Annotated in this window: 12 protein-coding genes and 3 rRNA genes; 5 read left to right on the plus strand and 10 right to left on the minus strand. The window is 64.4% G+C overall.

Annotated elements, in window-relative coordinates:
• Nucleotides 1–242: 242 nt before the first annotated feature.
• The 3 genes from BN1193_RS00145 (at nucleotide 243) to rrf (ending at nucleotide 5,488) form a co-directional block, all read left to right on the plus strand.
• Nucleotides 243–1,765: ribosomal RNA gene (locus BN1193_RS00145) — 16S ribosomal RNA — on the plus strand.
• 395 nt (nucleotides 1,766–2,160) lie between these two features.
• A 23S ribosomal RNA gene (locus tag BN1193_RS00150) occupies nucleotides 2,161–5,263 on the plus strand.
• A gap of 108 nt (nucleotides 5,264–5,371) precedes the next feature.
• Nucleotides 5,372–5,488 (plus strand): 5S ribosomal RNA (gene rrf, locus BN1193_RS00155).
• The 16S, 23S and 5S rRNA genes sit together here, the layout of an rRNA operon.
• 169 nt (nucleotides 5,489–5,657) lie before the next feature.
• On the opposite strand, the gene BN1193_RS00160 is transcribed toward rrf, so the two are convergent.
• The 7 genes from BN1193_RS00160 to melA form a co-directional block, all read right to left on the minus strand.
• Nucleotides 5,658–6,416, minus strand: coding sequence for a sulfite exporter TauE/SafE family protein (locus tag BN1193_RS00160; RefSeq protein WP_040162778.1), 759 nt, complete (start codon nucleotides 6,414–6,416; stop codon nucleotides 5,658–5,660).
• Between the two features lie 203 nt (nucleotides 6,417–6,619).
• Nucleotides 6,620–8,341 carry an acyl-CoA dehydrogenase gene (locus BN1193_RS00165; protein ID WP_040162780.1) on the minus strand — a complete coding sequence of 574 codons (1,722 nt, stop codon included), beginning with the start codon at nucleotides 8,339–8,341 and terminating at the stop codon, nucleotides 6,620–6,622.
• Nucleotides 8,342–8,440: 99 nt separating this feature from the next.
• Nucleotides 8,441–9,397 carry a carbohydrate kinase family protein gene (locus tag BN1193_RS00170; RefSeq protein ID WP_040162782.1) on the minus strand — a complete coding sequence of 319 codons (957 nt, stop codon included), beginning with the start codon at nucleotides 9,395–9,397 and terminating at the stop codon, nucleotides 8,441–8,443.
• Nucleotides 9,394–10,260, minus strand: coding sequence for a carbohydrate ABC transporter permease (locus tag BN1193_RS00175; protein ID WP_040162784.1), 867 nt, complete (start codon nucleotides 10,258–10,260; stop codon nucleotides 9,394–9,396). Before BN1193_RS00175 ends, BN1193_RS00170 begins: the two co-directional genes overlap by 4 nt.
• Complete coding sequence (locus tag BN1193_RS00180) at nucleotides 10,260–11,216, minus strand: carbohydrate ABC transporter permease (protein ID WP_040162787.1); 957 nt, start codon at nucleotides 11,214–11,216, stop codon at nucleotides 10,260–10,262. Before BN1193_RS00180 ends, BN1193_RS00175 begins: the two co-directional genes overlap by 1 nt.
• A gap of 71 nt (nucleotides 11,217–11,287) precedes the next feature.
• Nucleotides 11,288–12,616 carry an ABC transporter substrate-binding protein gene (locus BN1193_RS00185; protein ID WP_040163111.1) on the minus strand — a complete coding sequence of 443 codons (1,329 nt, stop codon included), beginning with the start codon at nucleotides 12,614–12,616 and terminating at the stop codon, nucleotides 11,288–11,290.
• A gap of 202 nt (nucleotides 12,617–12,818) precedes the next feature.
• Complete coding sequence (gene melA, locus BN1193_RS00190; RefSeq protein ID WP_040162789.1) at nucleotides 12,819–14,138, minus strand: alpha-glucosidase/alpha-galactosidase; 1,320 nt, start codon at nucleotides 14,136–14,138, stop codon at nucleotides 12,819–12,821.
• A 150-nt stretch (nucleotides 14,139–14,288) separates the two neighbouring features.
• Here melA and BN1193_RS00195 point away from each other — a divergent pair, with 150 nt between their 5' ends.
• Nucleotides 14,289–15,032 (plus strand): DeoR/GlpR family DNA-binding transcription regulator, encoded by a 744-nt coding sequence (locus tag BN1193_RS00195; protein WP_230206364.1) that lies wholly within the window; start codon nucleotides 14,289–14,291, stop codon nucleotides 15,030–15,032.
• On the opposite strand, the gene BN1193_RS00200 is transcribed toward BN1193_RS00195, so the two are convergent.
• Complete coding sequence (locus BN1193_RS00200; protein ID WP_040162792.1) at nucleotides 15,013–15,243, minus strand: hypothetical protein; 231 nt, start codon at nucleotides 15,241–15,243, stop codon at nucleotides 15,013–15,015. The two genes, BN1193_RS00195 and BN1193_RS00200, sit on opposite strands and share 20 nt — an antisense overlap.
• Nucleotides 15,244–15,387: 144 nt before the next feature.
• On the opposite strand from BN1193_RS00200, the gene BN1193_RS00205 reads away from it, so the two are divergent.
• Nucleotides 15,388–16,161, plus strand: coding sequence for an HNH endonuclease family protein (locus BN1193_RS00205; protein WP_141396585.1), 774 nt, complete (start codon nucleotides 15,388–15,390; stop codon nucleotides 16,159–16,161).
• On the opposite strand, the gene BN1193_RS00210 is transcribed toward BN1193_RS00205, so the two are convergent.
• A complete protein-coding gene (locus BN1193_RS00210; protein ID WP_040162793.1) occupies nucleotides 16,162–16,809 on the minus strand; it encodes an IMPACT family protein in 648 nt (215 codons plus the stop codon).
• 29 nt (nucleotides 16,810–16,838) lie between these two features.
• Nucleotides 16,839–17,591, minus strand: a complete 753-nt coding sequence (locus BN1193_RS00215) for a GntR family transcriptional regulator (protein ID WP_040162795.1) — start codon at nucleotides 17,589–17,591, stop codon at nucleotides 16,839–16,841.
• Nucleotides 17,592–17,604 lie beyond the last annotated feature (13 nt).

Consider the following 17,604-nt stretch of genomic DNA (forward strand, 5'->3'; position numbering starts at 1 on the left):
GTCCTAAGATTGAGAAGTTGCCCCGTTGGGCTGCCTGGGAGGGTGGTCTGGTGGGTGCGTCCGATCCTTGAGAACTCAACAGCGTGCACTTGTCAAATGCCAAATAACCTCGTCATCCCTTTTTTGGGGTGAGAGATTCCTTTGGATCAATTATATGGAAGTCAGTAATGACATCCTTTTTTGGTCAGTTTCAAACTCGCTTTCTTCTGGTCTTTTTCCGACTGGGAGTTATGCAACTGTTTTTCACGGAGAGTTTGATCCTGGCTCAGGATGAACGCTGGCGGCGTGCTTAACACATGCAAGTCGAACGGTGAAGCAGAGCTTGCTCTGTGGATCAGTGGCGAACGGGTGAGTAACACGTGAGCAACGTGCCCCAGACTCTGGGATAAGCGCTGGAAACGGCGTCTAATACTGGATACGAGTGGAGACGGCATCGTCATTCACTGGAAAGATTTTTCGGTCTGGGATCGGCTCGCGGCCTATCAGCTTGTTGGTGAGGTAATGGCTCACCAAGGCGTCGACGGGTAGCCGGCCTGAGAGGGTGACCGGCCACACTGGGACTGAGACACGGCCCAGACTCCTACGGGAGGCAGCAGTGGGGAATATTGCACAATGGGCGAAAGCCTGATGCAGCAACGCCGCGTGAGGGACGACGGCCTTCGGGTTGTAAACCTCTTTTAGCAGGGAAGAAGCGAAAGTGACGGTACCTGCAGAAAAAGCGCCGGCTAACTACGTGCCAGCAGCCGCGGTAATACGTAGGGCGCAAGCGTTATCCGGAATTATTGGGCGTAAAGAGCTCGTAGGCGGTTTGTCGCGTCTGCTGTGAAATCCCGAGGCTCAACCTCGGGCCTGCAGTGGGTACGGGCAGACTAGAGTGCGGTAGGGGAGATTGGAATTCCTGGTGTAGCGGTGGAATGCGCAGATATCAGGAGGAACACCGATGGCGAAGGCAGATCTCTGGGCCGTAACTGACGCTGAGGAGCGAAAGGGTGGGGAGCAAACAGGCTTAGATACCCTGGTAGTCCACCCCGTAAACGTTGGGAACTAGTTGTGGGGTCCTTTCCACGGATTCCGTGACGAAGCTAACGCATTAAGTTCCCCGCCTGGGGAGTACGGCCGCAAGGCTAAAACTCAAAGGAATTGACGGGGACCCGCACAAGCGGCGGAGCATGCGGATTAATTCGATGCAACGCGAAGAACCTTACCAAGGCTTGACATATTCGAGAACGCCCTAGAAATAGGGAACTCTTTGGACACTCGTTTACAGGTGGTGCATGGTTGTCGTCAGCTCGTGTCGTGAGATGTTGGGTTAAGTCCCGCAACGAGCGCAACCCTCGTTCTATGTTGCCAGCACGTAATGGTGGGAACTCATGGGATACCGCCGGGGTCAACTCGGAGGAAGGTGGGGATGACGTCAAATCATCATGCCCCTTATGTCTTGGGCTTCACGCATGCTACAATGGCCGGTACAAAGGGCTGCGATACCGTGAGGTGGAGCGAATCCCAAAAAGCCGGTCCCAGTTCGGATTGTAGTCTGCAACTCGACTACATGAAGTCGGAGTCGCTAGTAATCGCAGATCAGCAACGCTGCGGTGAATACGTTCCCGGGTCTTGTACACACCGCCCGTCAAGTCATGAAAGTCGGTAACACCTGAAGCCGGTGGCCTAACCCTTGTGGAGGGAGCCGTCGAAGGTGGGATCGGTAATTAGGACTAAGTCGTAACAAGGTAGCCGTACCGGAAGGTGCGGCTGGATCACCTCCTTTCTAAGGAGCATCTCAGTCCTTCGGGACTGCAGAGCCCAGTTCGAAGGCACACGTTCTTCGCTGGGAGCTCATGGGTGGAACATTTGACATGGCATCAGAACCAAGGGTTTCTGCTAGTACGCACTTCGGTGTTGGAACGTGGGGCCGGCGGGGCTGGTGCTTGCACGCTGTTGGGTCCTGAGGGACCGGACACCATGGCCTTCGGGTTGTGGGTTTGTACCTCTGGGCCTTCTTCGAGCCGGCGTGAGTCGGGGAGTGGAAGGTACCGCCCGTACTTTGAGAACTACACAGTGGACGCGAGCATCTTAAAGATGATCTGACCCTTCGGGGTCGATTGTTTTTGAAATATTTTTGGCCCTCACTTTTGTGGGGGTTGAGATTTCTTTAACTCATGTATTCAAGTCTTTAAGAGCAAACGGTGGATGCCTTGGCATCTGGAGCCGAAGAAGGACGTAGCAATCTGCGATAAGCCTCGGGGAACTGATAAGCAAGTTTTGATCCGAGGATGTCCGAATGGGGAAACCCCGCTGGGCGGCTTGCCGACCTAGTGACTCCCGCCTGAATATATAGGGCGGGTAGAGGGAACGTGGGGAAGTGAAACATCTCAGTACCCACAGGAAGAGAAAACAACCGTGATTCCGTGAGTAGTGGCGAGCGAAATCGGATCAGGCTAAACCTTGCGTGTGTGATAGCCGGCAGGCGTTGCATGCAGGGGGTTGCGGGACTTACCGGATTCTTCTGCCGAAGTTTCAACGTGACAGCAGCGTATAGACGAATGGTCTTGAAAGGCCAGTCATAGAGGGTGCCAACCCCGTAGTCGAAATGCGTGTGCTGGCGTGGTGAGTATCCCAAGTAGCACGGGGCCCGAGAAATCCCGTGTGAATCTGTCAGGACCACCTGATAAGCCTAAATACTCCCAGATGACCGATAGCGGACAAGTACCGTGAGGGAAAGGTGAAAAGTACCCCGGGAGGGGAGTGAAATAGTACCTGAAACCGTTTGCTTACAAACCGTTGGAGCACCCCTGGTAGGTGTGACAGCGTGCCTTTTGAAGAATGAGCCTGCGAGTTAGCGATACGTGGCGAGGTTAACCCGTGTGGGGTAGCCGTAGCGAAAGCGAGTCTGAATAGGGCGATTCAGTCGCGTGTCCTAGACCCGAAGCGAAGTGATCTATCCATGGCCAGGTTGAAGCGACGGTAAGACGTCGTGGAGGACCGAACCCACTTAGGTTGAAAACTGAGGGGATGAGCTGTGGATAGGGGTGAAAGGCCAATCAAACTTCGTGATAGCTGGTTCTCTCCGAAATGCATTTAGGTGCAGCGTTGCGTGTTTCTTGCCGGAGGTAGAGCTACTGGATGGCCGATGGGCCTCACCAGGTTACTGACGTCAGCCAAACTCCGAATGCCGGTAAGTGAGAGCGCAGCAGTGAGACTGTGGGGGATAAGCTTCATAGTCGAGAGGGAAACAACCCAGACCACCATCTAAGGTCCCTAAGCGCGTGCTAAGTGGAAAAGGATGTGGAGTTGCTCAGACAACCAGGAGGTTGGCTTAGAAGCAGCCACCCTTGAAAGAGTGCGTAATAGCTCACTGGTCAAGTGATTCCGCGCCGACAATGTAACGGGGCTCAAGCACGCCACCGAAGTTGTGGCATTGACATTATTGGTAGGCCTTCGTGGTCCAGCCGTGTTGATGGGTAGGAGAGCGTCGTGTGGCGAGTGAAGCGGCGGAGTGATCCAGCCGTGGACGCTACACGAGTGAGAATGCAGGCATGAGTAGCGAATGACGTGTGAGAAACACGTCCTCCGAAAGACCAAGGGTTCCAGGGTCAAGCTAATCTTCCCTGGGTAAGTCGGGACCTAAGGCGAGGCCGACAGGCGTAGTCGATGGACAACGGGTTGATATTCCCGTACCGGCGAAGAACCGCCCCAGTCAATCCAGTAGTGCTAAGTATCTGAATCCCAGTCACTGATCCCTTCGGGGTGACGGTCTGGGCCTAGCGTACGACCCCATTCTGGTGCGGCTAGCGTATTAACAGGTGTGACGCAGGAAGGTAGCCCAGCAGCGCGATGGTTGTCGCTGTGCAAGTGCGTAGGCCGAGAGATAGGCAAATCCGTCTCTCATCAAGGCTGAGACACGATGCGTATCAAGTGGGTGATCCTATGCTGCCAAGAAAAGCATCGACGCGAGGTTCCAGCCGCCCGTACCCCAAACCGACTCAGGTGGTCAGGTAGAGAATACCAAGGAGATCGAGAGAATCGTGGTTAAGGAACTCGGCAAAATGCCCCCGTAACTTCGGGAGAAGGGGGGCCACCCACTTATTAGGATTTACTCCGAAAGGGTGTGGTGGCCGCAGAGACCAGTGGGTAGCGACTGTTTATTAAAAACACAGGTCCGTGCCAAGTCGCAAGACGATGTATACGGACTGACGCCTGCCCGGTGCTGGAAGGTTAAGAGGACCGGTTAGCCGTAAGGCGAAGCTGAGAATTTAAGCCCCAGTAAACGGCGGTGGTAACTATAACCATCCTAAGGTAGCGAAATTCCTTGTCGGGTAAGTTCCGACCTGCACGAATGGCGTAACGACTTCCCAACTGTCTCAACCGCGAACTCGGCGAAATTGCAATACGAGTAAAGATGCTCGTTACGCGCAGCAGGACGGAAAGACCCCGTGACCTTTACTACAGCTTGGTATTGGTGTTTGGTGTGGCTTGTGTAGGATAGGTGGGAGACTGTGAAGCATTCACGCCAGTGAGTGTGGAGTCATTGTTGAAATACCACTCTGGTCACTCTGAATATCTAACTTCGAACCGTGATCCGGTTCAGGGACAGTGCCTGGTGGGTAGTTTAACTGGGGCGGTTGCCTCCCAAAAAGTAACGGAGGCGCCCAAAGGTTCCCTCAACCTGGTTGGCAATCAGGTGGCGAGTGTAAGTGCACAAGGGAGCTTGACTGTGAGACTGACAAGTCGAGCAGGGACGAAAGTCGGGACTAGTGATCCGGCAGTGGCTTGTGGAAGCGCTGTCGCTCAACGGATAAAAGGTACCTCGGGGATAACAGGCTGATCTTGCCCAAGAGTCCATATCGACGGCATGGTTTGGCACCTCGATGTCGGCTCGTCGCATCCTGGGGCTGGAGTAGGTCCCAAGGGTTGGGCTGTTCGCCCATTAAAGCGGTACGCGAGCTGGGTTTAGAACGTCGTGAGACAGTTCGGTCCCTATCCGCTGCGCGCGTAGGAAATTTGAGAGGATCTGACCCTAGTACGAGAGGACCGGGTTGGACGAACCTCTGGTGTGCCAGTTGTACTGCCAAGTGCACCGCTGGTTAGCTACGTTCGGGATGGATAACCGCTGAAAGCATCTAAGCGGGAAGCCGGCCTCAAGATGAGATTTCCATACCCTTCGGGGTGAGAGGCTCCCAGCCAGACTACTGGGTTGATAGGCCGGATGTGGAAGCGTGGCAACACGTGAAGCTGACCGGTACTAATAAGCCGATGACTTGATAACACTTTCATCCTGCGGATGATTCGCGTCCACTGAGTGGTTCTCGATGTACGGTCGAGAACACCACAAACGAACTGATCGTTTGTGGCTGAACGAACACATCAATAGTGTTTCGGCGGCCATAGCGAGAGGGAAACGCCTGGCCACATTCCGAACCCAGAAGCTAAGCCTCTCAGCGCCGATGGTACTGCAGGGGGGACCCTGTGGGAGAGTAGGACACCGCCGGACTTCCTTTAAACGAAAGCCCCGACCAACGCTGGTCGGGGCTTTCGTCGTTAACCAGCACCCATACCGGGCACGACCACTGCGGATCCGCAGCTCACGGCGCCGGTGGCGATGATTCGACTCCCTGCGCTCGTTGAACCACCGGAGGGAAGGGCCGTTGAGGGGCGCGGGGTCAGAAGAGGAGATAGAGGGCGCTGATCGCCGTGAGGGTGATGACCACGATCTCGAAGACGCGCTGGTTGATGCGCTTGGCGATGAACCAGCCGATCACACCGCCGATGAGGACGGCCGGGGCGAGGACCGCGTCGACGAGCAGACTGTGCGCGTTGATCAGGCCGATCCCGGCGGCGAACGGGACCTTGAGGAGGTTGACGATCGCGAAGAACCAGGCGCTGGTGCCGAGGAAAGCCTTCACGGGGAACCCTGACGCCAGGAAGTACATGGACATGACCGGTCCGCCGGCGTTCGCGACCATCGTGGTGAAACCGCCGAGGGAGCCGTAGCCGATCGACATCGCGCGAGCGCGCGGTCCGCCGACGCCCGGTTGGATCGGGGTCCCGCGGCGGCGCAGCCACAGGGTGAGGCCGATCATGGCGAGCAGGATGACGGCGATCGTGCGGCGGACGCCGACGTCGTTCGCCACGAGCAGGAAAAGGGCCCCGAGAATCATTCCGGCGATGACCGCGGGCGCGAGCCGCAGGAGGACGCGCCACTCAGCGTGTCGCCGGTACAGCAGCATCGCCATCGCGTCCCCGAGGATCAGCAGAACCAGGAGCGTGGCCGTCGAGGCACGGGCCGGGAGCACTGCGGCGAAGATCGCCGCGGGCAACGTCCCCGCGCCGGGCATCGCGGTCTTGCTGATTCCGACCACCACCGTGGCCGCTGCCAGCGCGAGGAATGCGGGCAACGTCAGGCCGAGAGACTCGAGCACGTCAGCGGGCTCCGCGAACGGGTGGCATCTGTTGAGCGTAGCCAGTGCAGGACGGTGCGCACGAGTGCGGGTCCTCGTGTGTCGTGGAGCAGATCATGAGCGAGTGCGAGGCGCGGCTGCGCGCGTCGTCGGCTCTGCTGGGCTGAGGCGGAAAAGCGAAGCGGCGCCCGGAGAACCGGGCGCCGCTTTCTCGTGTACGGGTGTCAGACCGCTTCGCCGGCGGCCACCGTCTCCGCGTAAGCGTGCACTCGGGGCAGCTCGTGCGCCGTGTAGAAGTCCGCGGCGGTCAGACGTGCGGCGTCCGCGGGGGCAGCGGCGCTGTGCGCGAGCACGGCGACGACGGCCCGGGCGTGCATCCAGCCGCCGGCGAGCGTGCCGAGCAGCATCAGGAACGGGACGCTCGTGGCGTAGGCGTCGCGGGCGGAGTCCGCGAAACCGAGGAGAGCGGTCGTGGCCCGACGCGCGCTGTCCACGGCGCGGGCGAGGCGATCCGCGACGCGGGCGGCGGTGGCGTCACCGAACGCGCGCAATGCGGCGATGGTCTCCTCGATCTGCGTGAACAGCTCCTCGGCGGTGGCGCCGCCGTTGCGCAGGGTCTTGCGGCCGACGAGGTCGTTGGACTGGATCGCCGTGGTGCCCTCGTAGATCGGCATGATGCGCGCGTCCCGGTAGTGACGGGCGGCGCCGGTCTCCTCGATGAAGCCCATGCCGCCGTGCACCTGGATGCCGTCGCTCGTGATCGACTGCGCTTCCTCGGTCGCCCAGCCCTTCATGATCGGGACGAAGAACTCGGCGAGGGTGCCGGTGCCGTCCGTCTCGGCGCGGTCGAACAGGTCGCCCACGTAGACACCCAGCGCGCGCATCGCGAAGATGCGGCTGGACATCGACAGCAGCAGGCGACGGACGTCCGGGTGCTCGGCGATCGGGGTACCGGCGGGACGGTCGATGACCGGGCCCTGCCGGCGCTGCGCGGCGTAGTCCGACGCGAGCTGGTAGGAGCGGTCGGAGATGCCGGTGGCCTGGAAGCCCATGCCGGTACGCGCGGAATTCATCATCACGAACATGCCCGCGAGCCCGCCGCCGACCTCGCCGACGAGGTAGCCGGTGGCGTCCTCGTAGGCCAGCACGCAGGTCGGGCTGCCGTGGATGCCGAGCTTGTGCTCGATCGCCACGGTCTCGACGCCGTTGCGATCCCCGAGGGAACCGTCCGCGTTCACGAGGAACTTCGGCACGACGAACAGGGACAGGCCCTTCGCGCCGGCGGGGGCGTCCGGGGTGCGGGCGAGCACCAGGTGGACGATGTTCTCCGCAACGTCGTGGTCACCCCACGTGATGAAGATCTTCTGGCCCTTGACCGCCCAGGACCCGTCGCCACGCGGCGTCGCGACCGTGCGGATCGCGCCGAGGTCGGTGCCGGCGTCCGGCTCGGTGAGGTTCATCGTGCCGGTCCAGCGGCCCTCGACGAGGCGGCTCAGGTACGTCTCGCGGATCTCGTCGGAGGCGTACGCGTCCAGGGCGTGGATCTGACCGGCCGTCAGGAGCCAGCACAGCGCGAACGCCGCGTTGGAGCCGTTCCAGATCTCACCGAGTCCGGCCTGGACCGATCCCGGCAGGCCGTCGCCGCCGGCGGACACGGGTGCCTCGGCGGAGATCCACCCGGCGTCCACGAATGCGGCGTACGCATCCGCGAAGCCGTCGGGCAGGTGCACCTGACCGTCCTCGAAGCGAGCGCCCTCGGTGTCGCCGATCGTCGCGAGGGGGGCCAGGACTCCGGCGGCGAATTCACCGGCGCCGCCGATGATCTCGGCGGCGTCATCCGCGCTCATCTCGCCACCGGTCGAGCGCTCGATCAGATCGAGACCGAACGCTTCGCCGTAGAGGAATGCGTAGTCGTCGACGGGGGCGCGGTAGTCGGGCTCGGCCATGAGGGCTCCTTCTTTCCGGATGTGAGACGGAGGTTCACAAAGTTTGGGACTCAGTGTACCCTGCCCCGTCCCGCATCGGAATGCGTCCGGAGGAGATCCTCAGCCGGCCAACCGCTCCGGTGTCCGGACCGCCGCGTCGATCTCCTCGCGCGTGGCCTGCGCAGCCGTGCCGCCGGCACCTCGCGTGGACAACGAACCCGCCGCCACCGCCCGGCGCAACGCGGTCTCGTCGTCGGCGCCCGCGCACCACGCCGCGATGAATCCGGCGTCGAAGCTGTCACCCGCGCCGGTGGTGTCCACGACGTCCACCTCGAGAGCGGGGGCACGCATCACGTCTCCATTGGGCAACGCGAGGATGGCTCCGGCCGGACCATCCTTCACGGCGACCCGCGGACCGAACCGGGCGAGCTCGCGCGCCGCGGTGAACACGTCCTCGCCGGTGCCACCTGCCGCGCGCGCGATGGCGACGACTTCCGGGCCGTTCGGGAACATGATGTCCACGAACGGCAGGCACTCCGTGACGCCCTCCCAGCGCTGGGCCGGGTCCCAGTTGGTGTCGAGGCTGGTGGTCACACCGTCGGCCTTGGCCTGTGCGAGCACCGTCGGCAGATCCCGACCGTACCGGGGGATGAGGAACATCGAGGCGGCGTGCAGGTGCGTCGCGCCCTGGTCACGGCGGGCTCGGGTCACCGCCGCGCCGTCCAGCGAGGACATGGCCCCGAGGTGGGTGAGGATGGCGCGATCGTCCGGCATGGAAAGGATGACGCTGACGCCGGTGGACTGGTCCACCTTCTCCACCAGCTCGATGCCCACACCGTGCTCGGTGAGCAGCCGCAGCACCTCGCCGCCGAACAGGTCATCGCCCACCCGCGCACTGAGATCCACCTCGACCCCCTGCCGAGCGAGACCGCACGCGACGATGCCGGCACTTGAACCGAGCACCACGTCCGCCGCCGTCAGCAGCTGTTCGGCCTGGCCGAAACGGGGCATCACGTCGCCCCGCAGCACCACATCGAGGTTCGCGTCGCCCGCGACCAGCACTCTCACCGAAGTCATCCCTTCATCCCGGACATCGTCATCGTGGCCAGGAACTGCTTCTGCGCGAACAGGAAGAACAGGATCAACGGCAACGTCGCCACGACGTTACCCGCCATCAGCAGGGACCAGTCGGTCCGCCGCGATCCCTGGAAGTTCGCGATACCGAGCTGCACCGTGAAGACGCTGTCGTCGTTGATCGCGATCAGTGGCCAGATCAGGTCGTTCCAGGAACTCAGCAGCGTGAAGATGGCGAGCGTGGCCAGCGCCGGCCGGGCGAGCGGCAGCACCACGCGGAAGAAGATCTGCCAGCGATTGCACCCGTCCAGCGCGGCGGCCTCTTCGAGCTCCGCCGGCAGCGAGAGGAAGAACTGACGCATGAGGAAGATGCCGAACGCCGAGGCGAGCCAGGGCACGAAGGCGGCGGCGAGGGTGTCGATGATGCCGACCGTCGAGAACATGATGTACGTCGGGATCATCAGCAGCTGGGTCGGAATCATGATGGTCGCGACGATCATGAAGAACCCGAGGGTGCGACCGGCGAACTTCAGACGCGCGAAGCCGTACCCCGCCAGCGAACACAGCACCATGTGCCCGACGATCGCGATGACCGAGACGATCGTGCTGTTCGCGAGCCAGCGCAGGACGTCCGTCTTGGTGAACAGTGAGATGAAACCGTCCAGGGTCAGACGGGACGGGATGAACGGCGGCGGGAACTTGACCAGGTCCGCCGCCGGCGAGAGGGCTGCGAGGAACATCTGCAGGAACGGGATCAGGAACAGCAGGGCGATGGGGGCGAGCACGAAGTGCCAGCCGGAGAACCGCCGGCGCCGCCGCGCGGGCGCGGTGCGGATCGAGGGCGCCGCGGCGAGGGTGTCAGTCATCAGAACGCCTCCACGTTCTTGCGCTTGGAGTAGATGACCATCGCGACGGTCACCACCAGGGTGAAGAAGAACAGCACGTACGCCGCGGCCGAGCCGTAGCCGAACTGCATCGAGCGGAAAGCCTTCTCCCACAGGAAGTAGACGATGGTCTTGGTCGCGTCCAGGGGGCCGCCGCGCGTGGTCGTGTAGACGAGGTCGAACAGCTGCATGGCACCGATCACCTGCCAGATGGTGACGAACACCGTCACCGGACCGAGTTCCGGCCAGATGACGCGCCAGAACGTCTGCCACCGGTTCGCGCCGTCGATGCGCGCGGCCTCGAGGAGCTCCTGCGGCACGTCCTGCAGGGCCGCGAGGTAGATGACGGTCGTGAACGCGGCTTGACCCCACAGCGACATGATCGCGATCACGACCATCGCCTGGGACGGATCCTCCAGCCAACCCTGCGCCGGGATGCCCACGACGCGCAGGGCGTTGTTCATCAGGCCGTACTGGGGGCTGAACAGGTAGGTCGACAGGATGCCGGTGGCCGCCGCGGAGGCGACGAACGGGATGAAGATCGCCGTGCGGTACAGGCCGATGAAGCGGATCTTGCGATTCAGGGCCACGGCGAGGAAGAGCCCCGCGAGCACGGACGCCGGAACGAAGAGGATGACGTACAGACCCGTGTGGGTCACCGCGTCCCAGAACTCGGAATCACTGACGAGCTTGACGTAGTTCTTCCCGCCGACGAACTGCGGGTCCGAGAAGCCGTCCCACTTCTGGAACGACAGGATGAACGCCCAGACGGCGGGGAAGATGGACAATCCCAGGACGATCACCATGGCGGGGCCGACGAAGGCCCAACCGCTGAGGTTCTCCGCCCAGCGTCGTCCTCGCGACATCGACCGCTTGGCGGCCGGTCGTCGTCCGGGTCGGCGCGGGGTGATGAGAGTCTCGGTCTCCGTGACGGTCATCGTTGCTCCTCTCCATGCCGTGTCGTGAACGTGCGCGGGGCCACAGTGAGGGTGAACCCCGCGCACGGGTCTCATTCGTCCGCGAGCGCCTCGTCGGCCTTCGCGGCGGCGTCCTTCAGCGCCTTCGCGGGCTCGCCCTGCCCCTGCAGGACCGCCGAGATCGCATTGGCGATCGCCTCGGACAGCCCCACGTAGCCGGGCACCGTGGGACGCGCCTTGGTGGCGTTGACGCTGTTCTTCGCCATCACGTCCAGGCCCGGAAGGGCCTTGACCTGGGCGGCGAACTCCGGCGAATCCTGCTCGCTGGCGCGCAGCGGCAGGTTGCCGAAGGCCACGTTCCAGCGGAGATCCTGCTTCGCATCCGTCAGCCACTTCACGAGCTCGTACGACCAGTAGTTCTGGTTCGCGTCCTTCGTGTCCAGCAGCGCCCAGATGTCGGGGCCGGACACGGTGGTGTGCTCACCGTTCACGGCCGGCAGGACCGTGACCCCGTAGTCGGTGCCGGCGGTCTTCAGGTCCGTCAGCTGCCACGGCCCGGAGGTGATCATGCCGATGCGGTCGTTGGCGAACAGTTGGGCGAACTTGGTGTCGGTCTGGTCGAGGTACACGCTCTTGTCCGTCACCGCCATGTCGCGCAGGAAGGTGAGGGACTTGACGCCCGCGTCACTGTCGAAGGTGGCCTTGGTCTGATCCTTGTTCAGGATGTCCCCACCGTTCTGCCACAGGTGCGGCCAGAACTGCCAGGTCGTCTCCTCGGTGCCGGAGACCGAGTACGCGTAGCCGTACGTCTGCGTGGCGGAGTCGGTCAGCTTCTTCGCGGCGGCCCGGAAGTCATCCCAGGTCCACTGATCGGTGGGGTAGCTCACCCCGGCGGCGTCGAAGACCTTCTTGTTGTACAGCAGCGAGATGTTATCGACGACGGCCGGGAAGCCGATCGTCTTCTTGCCCGTCGGCTGCACCGTCTGCCGCGCCGCGTCGGAGAACTCGTCCCACTTGACGTCCGGCTCGGCGACCTGCTTGGAGATGTCCTGCGTGCGACCGGAGGCCTCCAGCTGGCTCGCCCAGGAACCGAATGCGTACGAGACGTTCGGGTACTTGCCGCTGGCGAAGCCCGCGGAGAGCTTCTGCAGCAGGTCGGCGGTCTCCGGTGCACCGCTGGAGACCTCGACGGTGACGTTCTTGTGCGCCGACTCGAACTCCTTCGCGAGCTGCTCCAGGAGAGTCTCGGCCTGGTCGGACTGACCCGTCCACCAGGTGATCGTCACGGGAGCGGACGTGTCGAGCTTGGTGGCGCCCTGTCCGCCGCCGCAGGCGCTGAGGCCGGCGGTGGTGAGGGCGAGAGCGGCGGCGGTCGCGCCGACGCGAACCAGCCGGGACGATCGAGCGGTGTGACGAGCCATGTCCTTCTCCTTCGTTGGAGTCGCGGTGGTGGTGGAGCCCCCGAGGGAGCCGCGCGTTTCGCCCATCCTGAACTCGTCTTGCGTGTTTGGGAATACTTTGCACGTATTGCTCACTCAGAATGAGCGTTTTGGGATGAAAGGAAAACCGCTGAAACAGCCGTGGGCGCCCCGCCGCAGCGGGACGCCCACGGCCGTTCCAGCCTCACGGCTGGTCGACGAGGTCCCCACCCAGGGCGACCGGAAGGTACCGCGCGTGCCGACGCGTCATCTCGTCGCACATCGCCCAGATCTGGTCGGGCGTGATCGAGGATGCCGCGTTCGGATCGACCAGGACCGCGCGTCGGATCAGCTCCGGATCCCCCGTGCGGGCCGCCTCGATGGTCAGCTCGGCGACGGACAGGTACCGGCGGTTCAGTGCGGCGCCGGCCAACGGGACCTCGCCGTAGGGCAGGGGATGCACTCCCGTGGCGTCGACGTCCGCGGGCACCTCGACGACGGCGCCCTCGGGCAGGTTCGTGATCAGGCCGCGGTTGGGGACGTTGACGAAGATGCGGCGCGGCTGCCCGGTGAGCATCGCGTGGATGATCTGGGGCGCGTATTCGGCGGCGTCGCTCGGATCGTGCAGAGGCACGTTCCCGCCCGCGTCCAGGATCCGGTGGGCCTCGTGGAATTCGGCGACGTTCTCCTCGGAGATGCCGAGATACTCCGACGGCTGCAGGCGGAAGCGCTCGATCTGCTCGTCGGAGCGCAGGAACCAGTCCAGATACTCGGCCGAGTGCTCGCTCGTCTCGGTGGGGTAGTAGCCGATCCGTCGGAAGATCTCCACGCGCACCCGGCGCTCCAGCTCCGGATCGCTCGCGATCTTCGCGCGCAATCGCGGATAGAGGTCCTCGCCGTCACGCTCCCAGCGGGTGAGCCAGGACTGGTGGTTCACACCTGCGGCGACGTAGTCCGTGCCCTCCAGCGGCACGCCGATCAGCTCGCACAGATCGTTGACGGTCCAGTACACGCTGTGGCACAGCCCGTAGGCGCGGATGTCCGGGGCGACCACCGACAGCCACCAGATGTTCATGGCCATCGGGTTGGTGTAGTTCAGCAGGAGGGCGTCCGGGCAGACTGCCCGCATGTCCTCGGCGATGCCGGTCAGGACCGGGAAGGTGCGCAGCCCTCGGAACACCCCGCCGACGCCGGTGGTGTCGCCGATCGTCTGGCGCAGCCCGTACGACGCCGGCACCTCGAGATCGACCCGGGTGGCGTCGATTCCGCCGACCTGAACCATGTTGACGACGAAGTCCGCGCCCTCGAAAGCGGCGCGGCGATCCAAGAATGAGTGAATGCGCACTTTCCGACCCAGCTGAGTCGCGACGTTGTCGGCGGTGCGTCCGGCGACGTCGAGGCGATCGGGGTCGGTGTCGTGCAGGGCGATCTCCACCTCCGGAAGGTCCGGAAAACGTAGGAGATCAGTGAGCAACTGACGAGTGAAGACGACACTGCCGGCACCCGTGAACGCGATCTTTGACATGGCAGGATTCTTCAAAACGCGATCGTTCTTCGCAAGTGAAAAGGGCATATTGACGATCAATCGCTCATTTGAGATGCTCATATGGTGAATGGTGAACGTGCAGAATCGGTGTTCGAACGCATCGGCGGATCAGCCAAGCGCTCGCGGCGCATGGCTGACGTGCTGGACATGATCGCCGAGCGCGGCGAGGTCGAGCTCGCCGAGCTGGCCGAGCACTTCTCGACATCATCGGCGACGATGCGCCGGGACCTCGCGGCGATGGCCGACCACGGCCTGATCCTGCGCACGCACGGCGGCGCGAAGGTGGCGTCCTCGCTCACGGAGCGTCCGGTCGCGCTCAAGGACACCCGGTTCCGGGAGGCGAAGCGCCGCATCGCGCGGGCCGCGGCGGCGCGGGTGCCTCGGGAGAGGTACGCGGTCGCGCTCAGCGGCGGGACCACGGCCGCGGGGGTCGCGCGGGAGCTCGCCGGCCACTCCAGCCTGACGATCGTGACGAACTCACTGCCGATCGCCAATCTCGTCTCGCGCTACCCGAAGCTGAAGATCATCATGACCGGTGGCATCCTGCGGGCGCAGTCGCTCGAGCTGGTCGGGGTGCTCGCGGAGGACACGTTCAACTCCCTCAACATCGGGATGGCCATTCTCGGCGCGGACGGGTTCAGTGCGGCATCCGGACTCACGACCTACGACGAGACCGAGGCGCGGGCGAATCGGGCCATGGTCATGCACGCCAAGACCACGGTCGTGGTCGCGGATTCGTCCAAGATCGGCAACGTCGCGCTGGCGCGGATCGCGACGGCGCCCGAGGTGGACGTCCTGATCACCGACGGGGACGCGGACCCGGCCGAGCTTCAGCGCCTGCGCGACGCGGGCGTCATCGTCGTGATCGCCTGACCGCTGCCTCTCGCGCGGGTCCGCGAGCGATCAAGCGGTCCAGCAGCAGCGTGAGGGCGAACGAGACCAGGAAGACGGCGATGCCGAACAGTACGGCGAATCCGATCGTGCGGATGGTCAGCACCACCACGAACGCGGAGAACAGGGCCAGCGCGGCGGGAATGATCACCACGGCGTTCAGCGGCGCGCGTCGGGAGGCGCTTCGACGCATGTGCGACACCTCCTCGCGCTCGGGTCGATGATACGCGGACACCGACGCGGGTCGGGCGGCGGTGTCCGGGGGATGGCGTAGCGTCAACACTGCCGCGAGCCCCCGGTCGCGGCGCGGATCGTCGCGGGGGCGCAGCGGGAGATCATGACACGGCGGGGAGCGGGGCGGCACTCGTCCTGGCCGGTGGCGCTTCTCGTGTGCGCGGTCTGTCTCGTCGTGCTGTCTGCGACTCCCGTCGGCGCCGCGCTGCTGCAGCGCGTGAGGGGCGCCGACCCGGCGCCGGTGGTGACCATCACGAAGGGGCCGGCACCGTCCGATCCCCCTGTGTCCGTCGGGCCGGCGGCGGTCGTGGCGGCGAGCACGCTGCCGGACCTCCTCGCCGTCCGACCGGAGACGACGACGCCGCCCTATCGTCGAGACCTGTTCGAGCACTGGATCGACGCCGACCGCGACGGCTGCAACACGCGCTCCGAGGTGCTGATCGAGGAGTCCACCACCCCGGTGACGATCACCGGGCGGTGCCGGATCAGCGGCGGAACGTGGGTGTCGCCGATGGACGGCACCGTGGCGTTCGAGCCGGGGGACATCGAGATCGATCACCATGTTCCGCTGGCCGAGGCCTGGCGCTCGGGTGCCTCGGCTTGGAGCGACGCGCGGCGTCGCGCCTTCGCCAACGACCTGGACGTGCCGTACGCGCTCGTGGCGTCCTCGACGATGGCGAACCAGTCCAAGGGGGACAAGGATCCGGGACGGTGGCTGCCCACGAACGGCGCCTACGTCTGCGAGTACGTCACGGCGTGGGCGCTCGTGAAGTACCGGTGGTCGCTGGCCGTCGACGAGCGGGAGCAGACGGCGCTGCGGGCGAACCTGTCCGGAGCCTGCGGCGACCACCTCGTGACGCTGCCCCCGGTGATGTGATCACACCGGGACGTCGACGACGCGCGTCTCCCCGAACTCCGGGGAGGCGGCACCGGATGTGACGGCCTCGACCGTGGCCTGCAGATCTCCGCGCGTCTCATCCGGGACCCAGACCTCGAGCGTCGCGGCGGCGGCGTAGGTCGTCTCGCCGAGCGTCGCGCCGTGGGCTCCGGACCATGCGCGCAGCGCGTGATCGACCCGACCCGCCTCGGCGTGCGGGACGGTGACGGTGGCCCGGACGAGGGCTTCGCGGTGCAGCAGCCGGGCGGCGTCCAGCGTTTCCGAGACGGCGGTCGAGTACGCCCGGATCAGCCCACCCGCGCCGAGCTTCACCCCGCCGAAGTAGCGCGTCACGATCACGACGAGATCCGTGAGGTCGCGCCGCCGCAGCACCTCCAGCATCGGTACCCCGGCGGTTCCGGACGGCTCGCCGTCATCGCTCGAGCGGGTCTGATCGCCGAGGAGACCCGTCACCATCGCGACGCAGTTGTGGCGCGCGTCCCAGTACCGCTTGCGGACGTCGGCGATCACCGCGTCCGCGTCCGCGACCGATGACACCGGATGCACGTGCGTGAGGAAGCGCGAGCGCTTGATCTCCAGCTCGCCCGACACCGGCGCCGCGATCGTGGCGGGATAGGAGCGGGCCATCCCCCGAGCGTATCCGGACGGGGTTCCGGTCAGAGCGCGCGCAGCGGACGGACGTACGCATCCCCGGCGCGCGAGCGTCCGGAAGCGGTCACCGTGAAGCGGATGACGTCGGGCAGGTAGCGGTCATCGGACGCCTCGAACACGCGTCCGGCGCCGTCGTGGCTGATCCGGCGCAGCCGCAGGATGGGGGAGCCGACGGCGACCCCGAGCAGGCGCGCGTCCACGGCGTCCGCGGCCACCGCGTCGATCTCGTGCTCGACGGCGAACGAGCGATGCCCGCGGGACTCGAGGTATTCGGTGATGGACACCGTGTCCAGGTCCGTGTCGAACAGCGCCCGACCGACGTCGCCGAGGAAGGTCAGCCGCTCCAGCATCGCCGGGCGGCCATCGAGTGACCGCAGGCGCAGCACGTCCACGACGGGCGTTCCCTCGGGAACCTCCAGCAGAGTGGCCTTCTCCGCATCGACCTTGCGCAGGGCGACCTCCTGCGTCCGTGCACCGGGCTGCGCGCCGATCTCACGCGCCCATCGGGTGAAGGGGATCGACACGTCCACCGCCTGATGCGGCTTGCGTGGTGTCACCCGCGCGGGGCGGCCTCGGCCGGTCTCGATGAGCCCCTCCTGCCGCAGTTCGGCGAGGGCGTTGCGGATGGGGCCACGGGAGGTGCGCCACGTCTGCGCGAGCTCGGCCTCGGTCGGCACGTCATCGCCGGGGGCGAGCTCGCCGCGGCGGATCCGCGCGCGGAGATCCTCGGCGATCTGCTTGTAGACGACGGTGGTCACCCTCGCATCCTAG

The sequence above is a fragment of the Microbacterium gorillae genome (assembly GCF_000826185.2).
GTDB classification, from domain to species: domain Bacteria; phylum Actinomycetota; class Actinomycetes; order Actinomycetales; family Microbacteriaceae; genus Microbacterium; species Microbacterium gorillae.

Excerpts from the sequence above, each read along its gene's own strand:
- BN1193_RS00170 (WP_040162782.1), bottom strand. The coding sequence starts at position 9,397 with ATGACTTCGGTGAGAGTGCTGGTCGCGGGCGACGCGAACCTCGATGTG.
- BN1193_RS00210 (WP_040162793.1), bottom strand. The coding sequence starts at position 16,809 with ATGGCCCGCTCCTATCCCGCCACGATCGCGGCGCCGGTGTCGGGCGAG.
- BN1193_RS00185 (WP_040163111.1), bottom strand. The coding sequence starts at position 12,616 with ATGGCTCGTCACACCGCTCGATCGTCCCGGCTGGTTCGCGTCGGCGCG.
- BN1193_RS00200 (WP_040162792.1), bottom strand. The coding sequence starts at position 15,243 with ATGCGTCGAAGCGCCTCCCGACGCGCGCCGCTGAACGCCGTGGTGATC.
- BN1193_RS00175 (WP_040162784.1), bottom strand. The coding sequence starts at position 10,260 with ATGACTGACACCCTCGCCGCGGCGCCCTCGATCCGCACCGCGCCCGCG.
- BN1193_RS00180 (WP_040162787.1), bottom strand. The coding sequence starts at position 11,216 with ATGACCGTCACGGAGACCGAGACTCTCATCACCCCGCGCCGACCCGGA.
- BN1193_RS00205 (WP_141396585.1), top strand. The coding sequence starts at position 15,388 with ATGACACGGCGGGGAGCGGGGCGGCACTCGTCCTGGCCGGTGGCGCTT.
- melA (WP_040162789.1), bottom strand. The coding sequence starts at position 14,138 with ATGTCAAAGATCGCGTTCACGGGTGCCGGCAGTGTCGTCTTCACTCGT.
- BN1193_RS00165 (WP_040162780.1), bottom strand. The coding sequence starts at position 8,341 with ATGGCCGAGCCCGACTACCGCGCCCCCGTCGACGACTACGCATTCCTC.
- BN1193_RS00195 (WP_230206364.1), top strand. The coding sequence starts at position 14,289 with ATGGCTGACGTGCTGGACATGATCGCCGAGCGCGGCGAGGTCGAGCTC.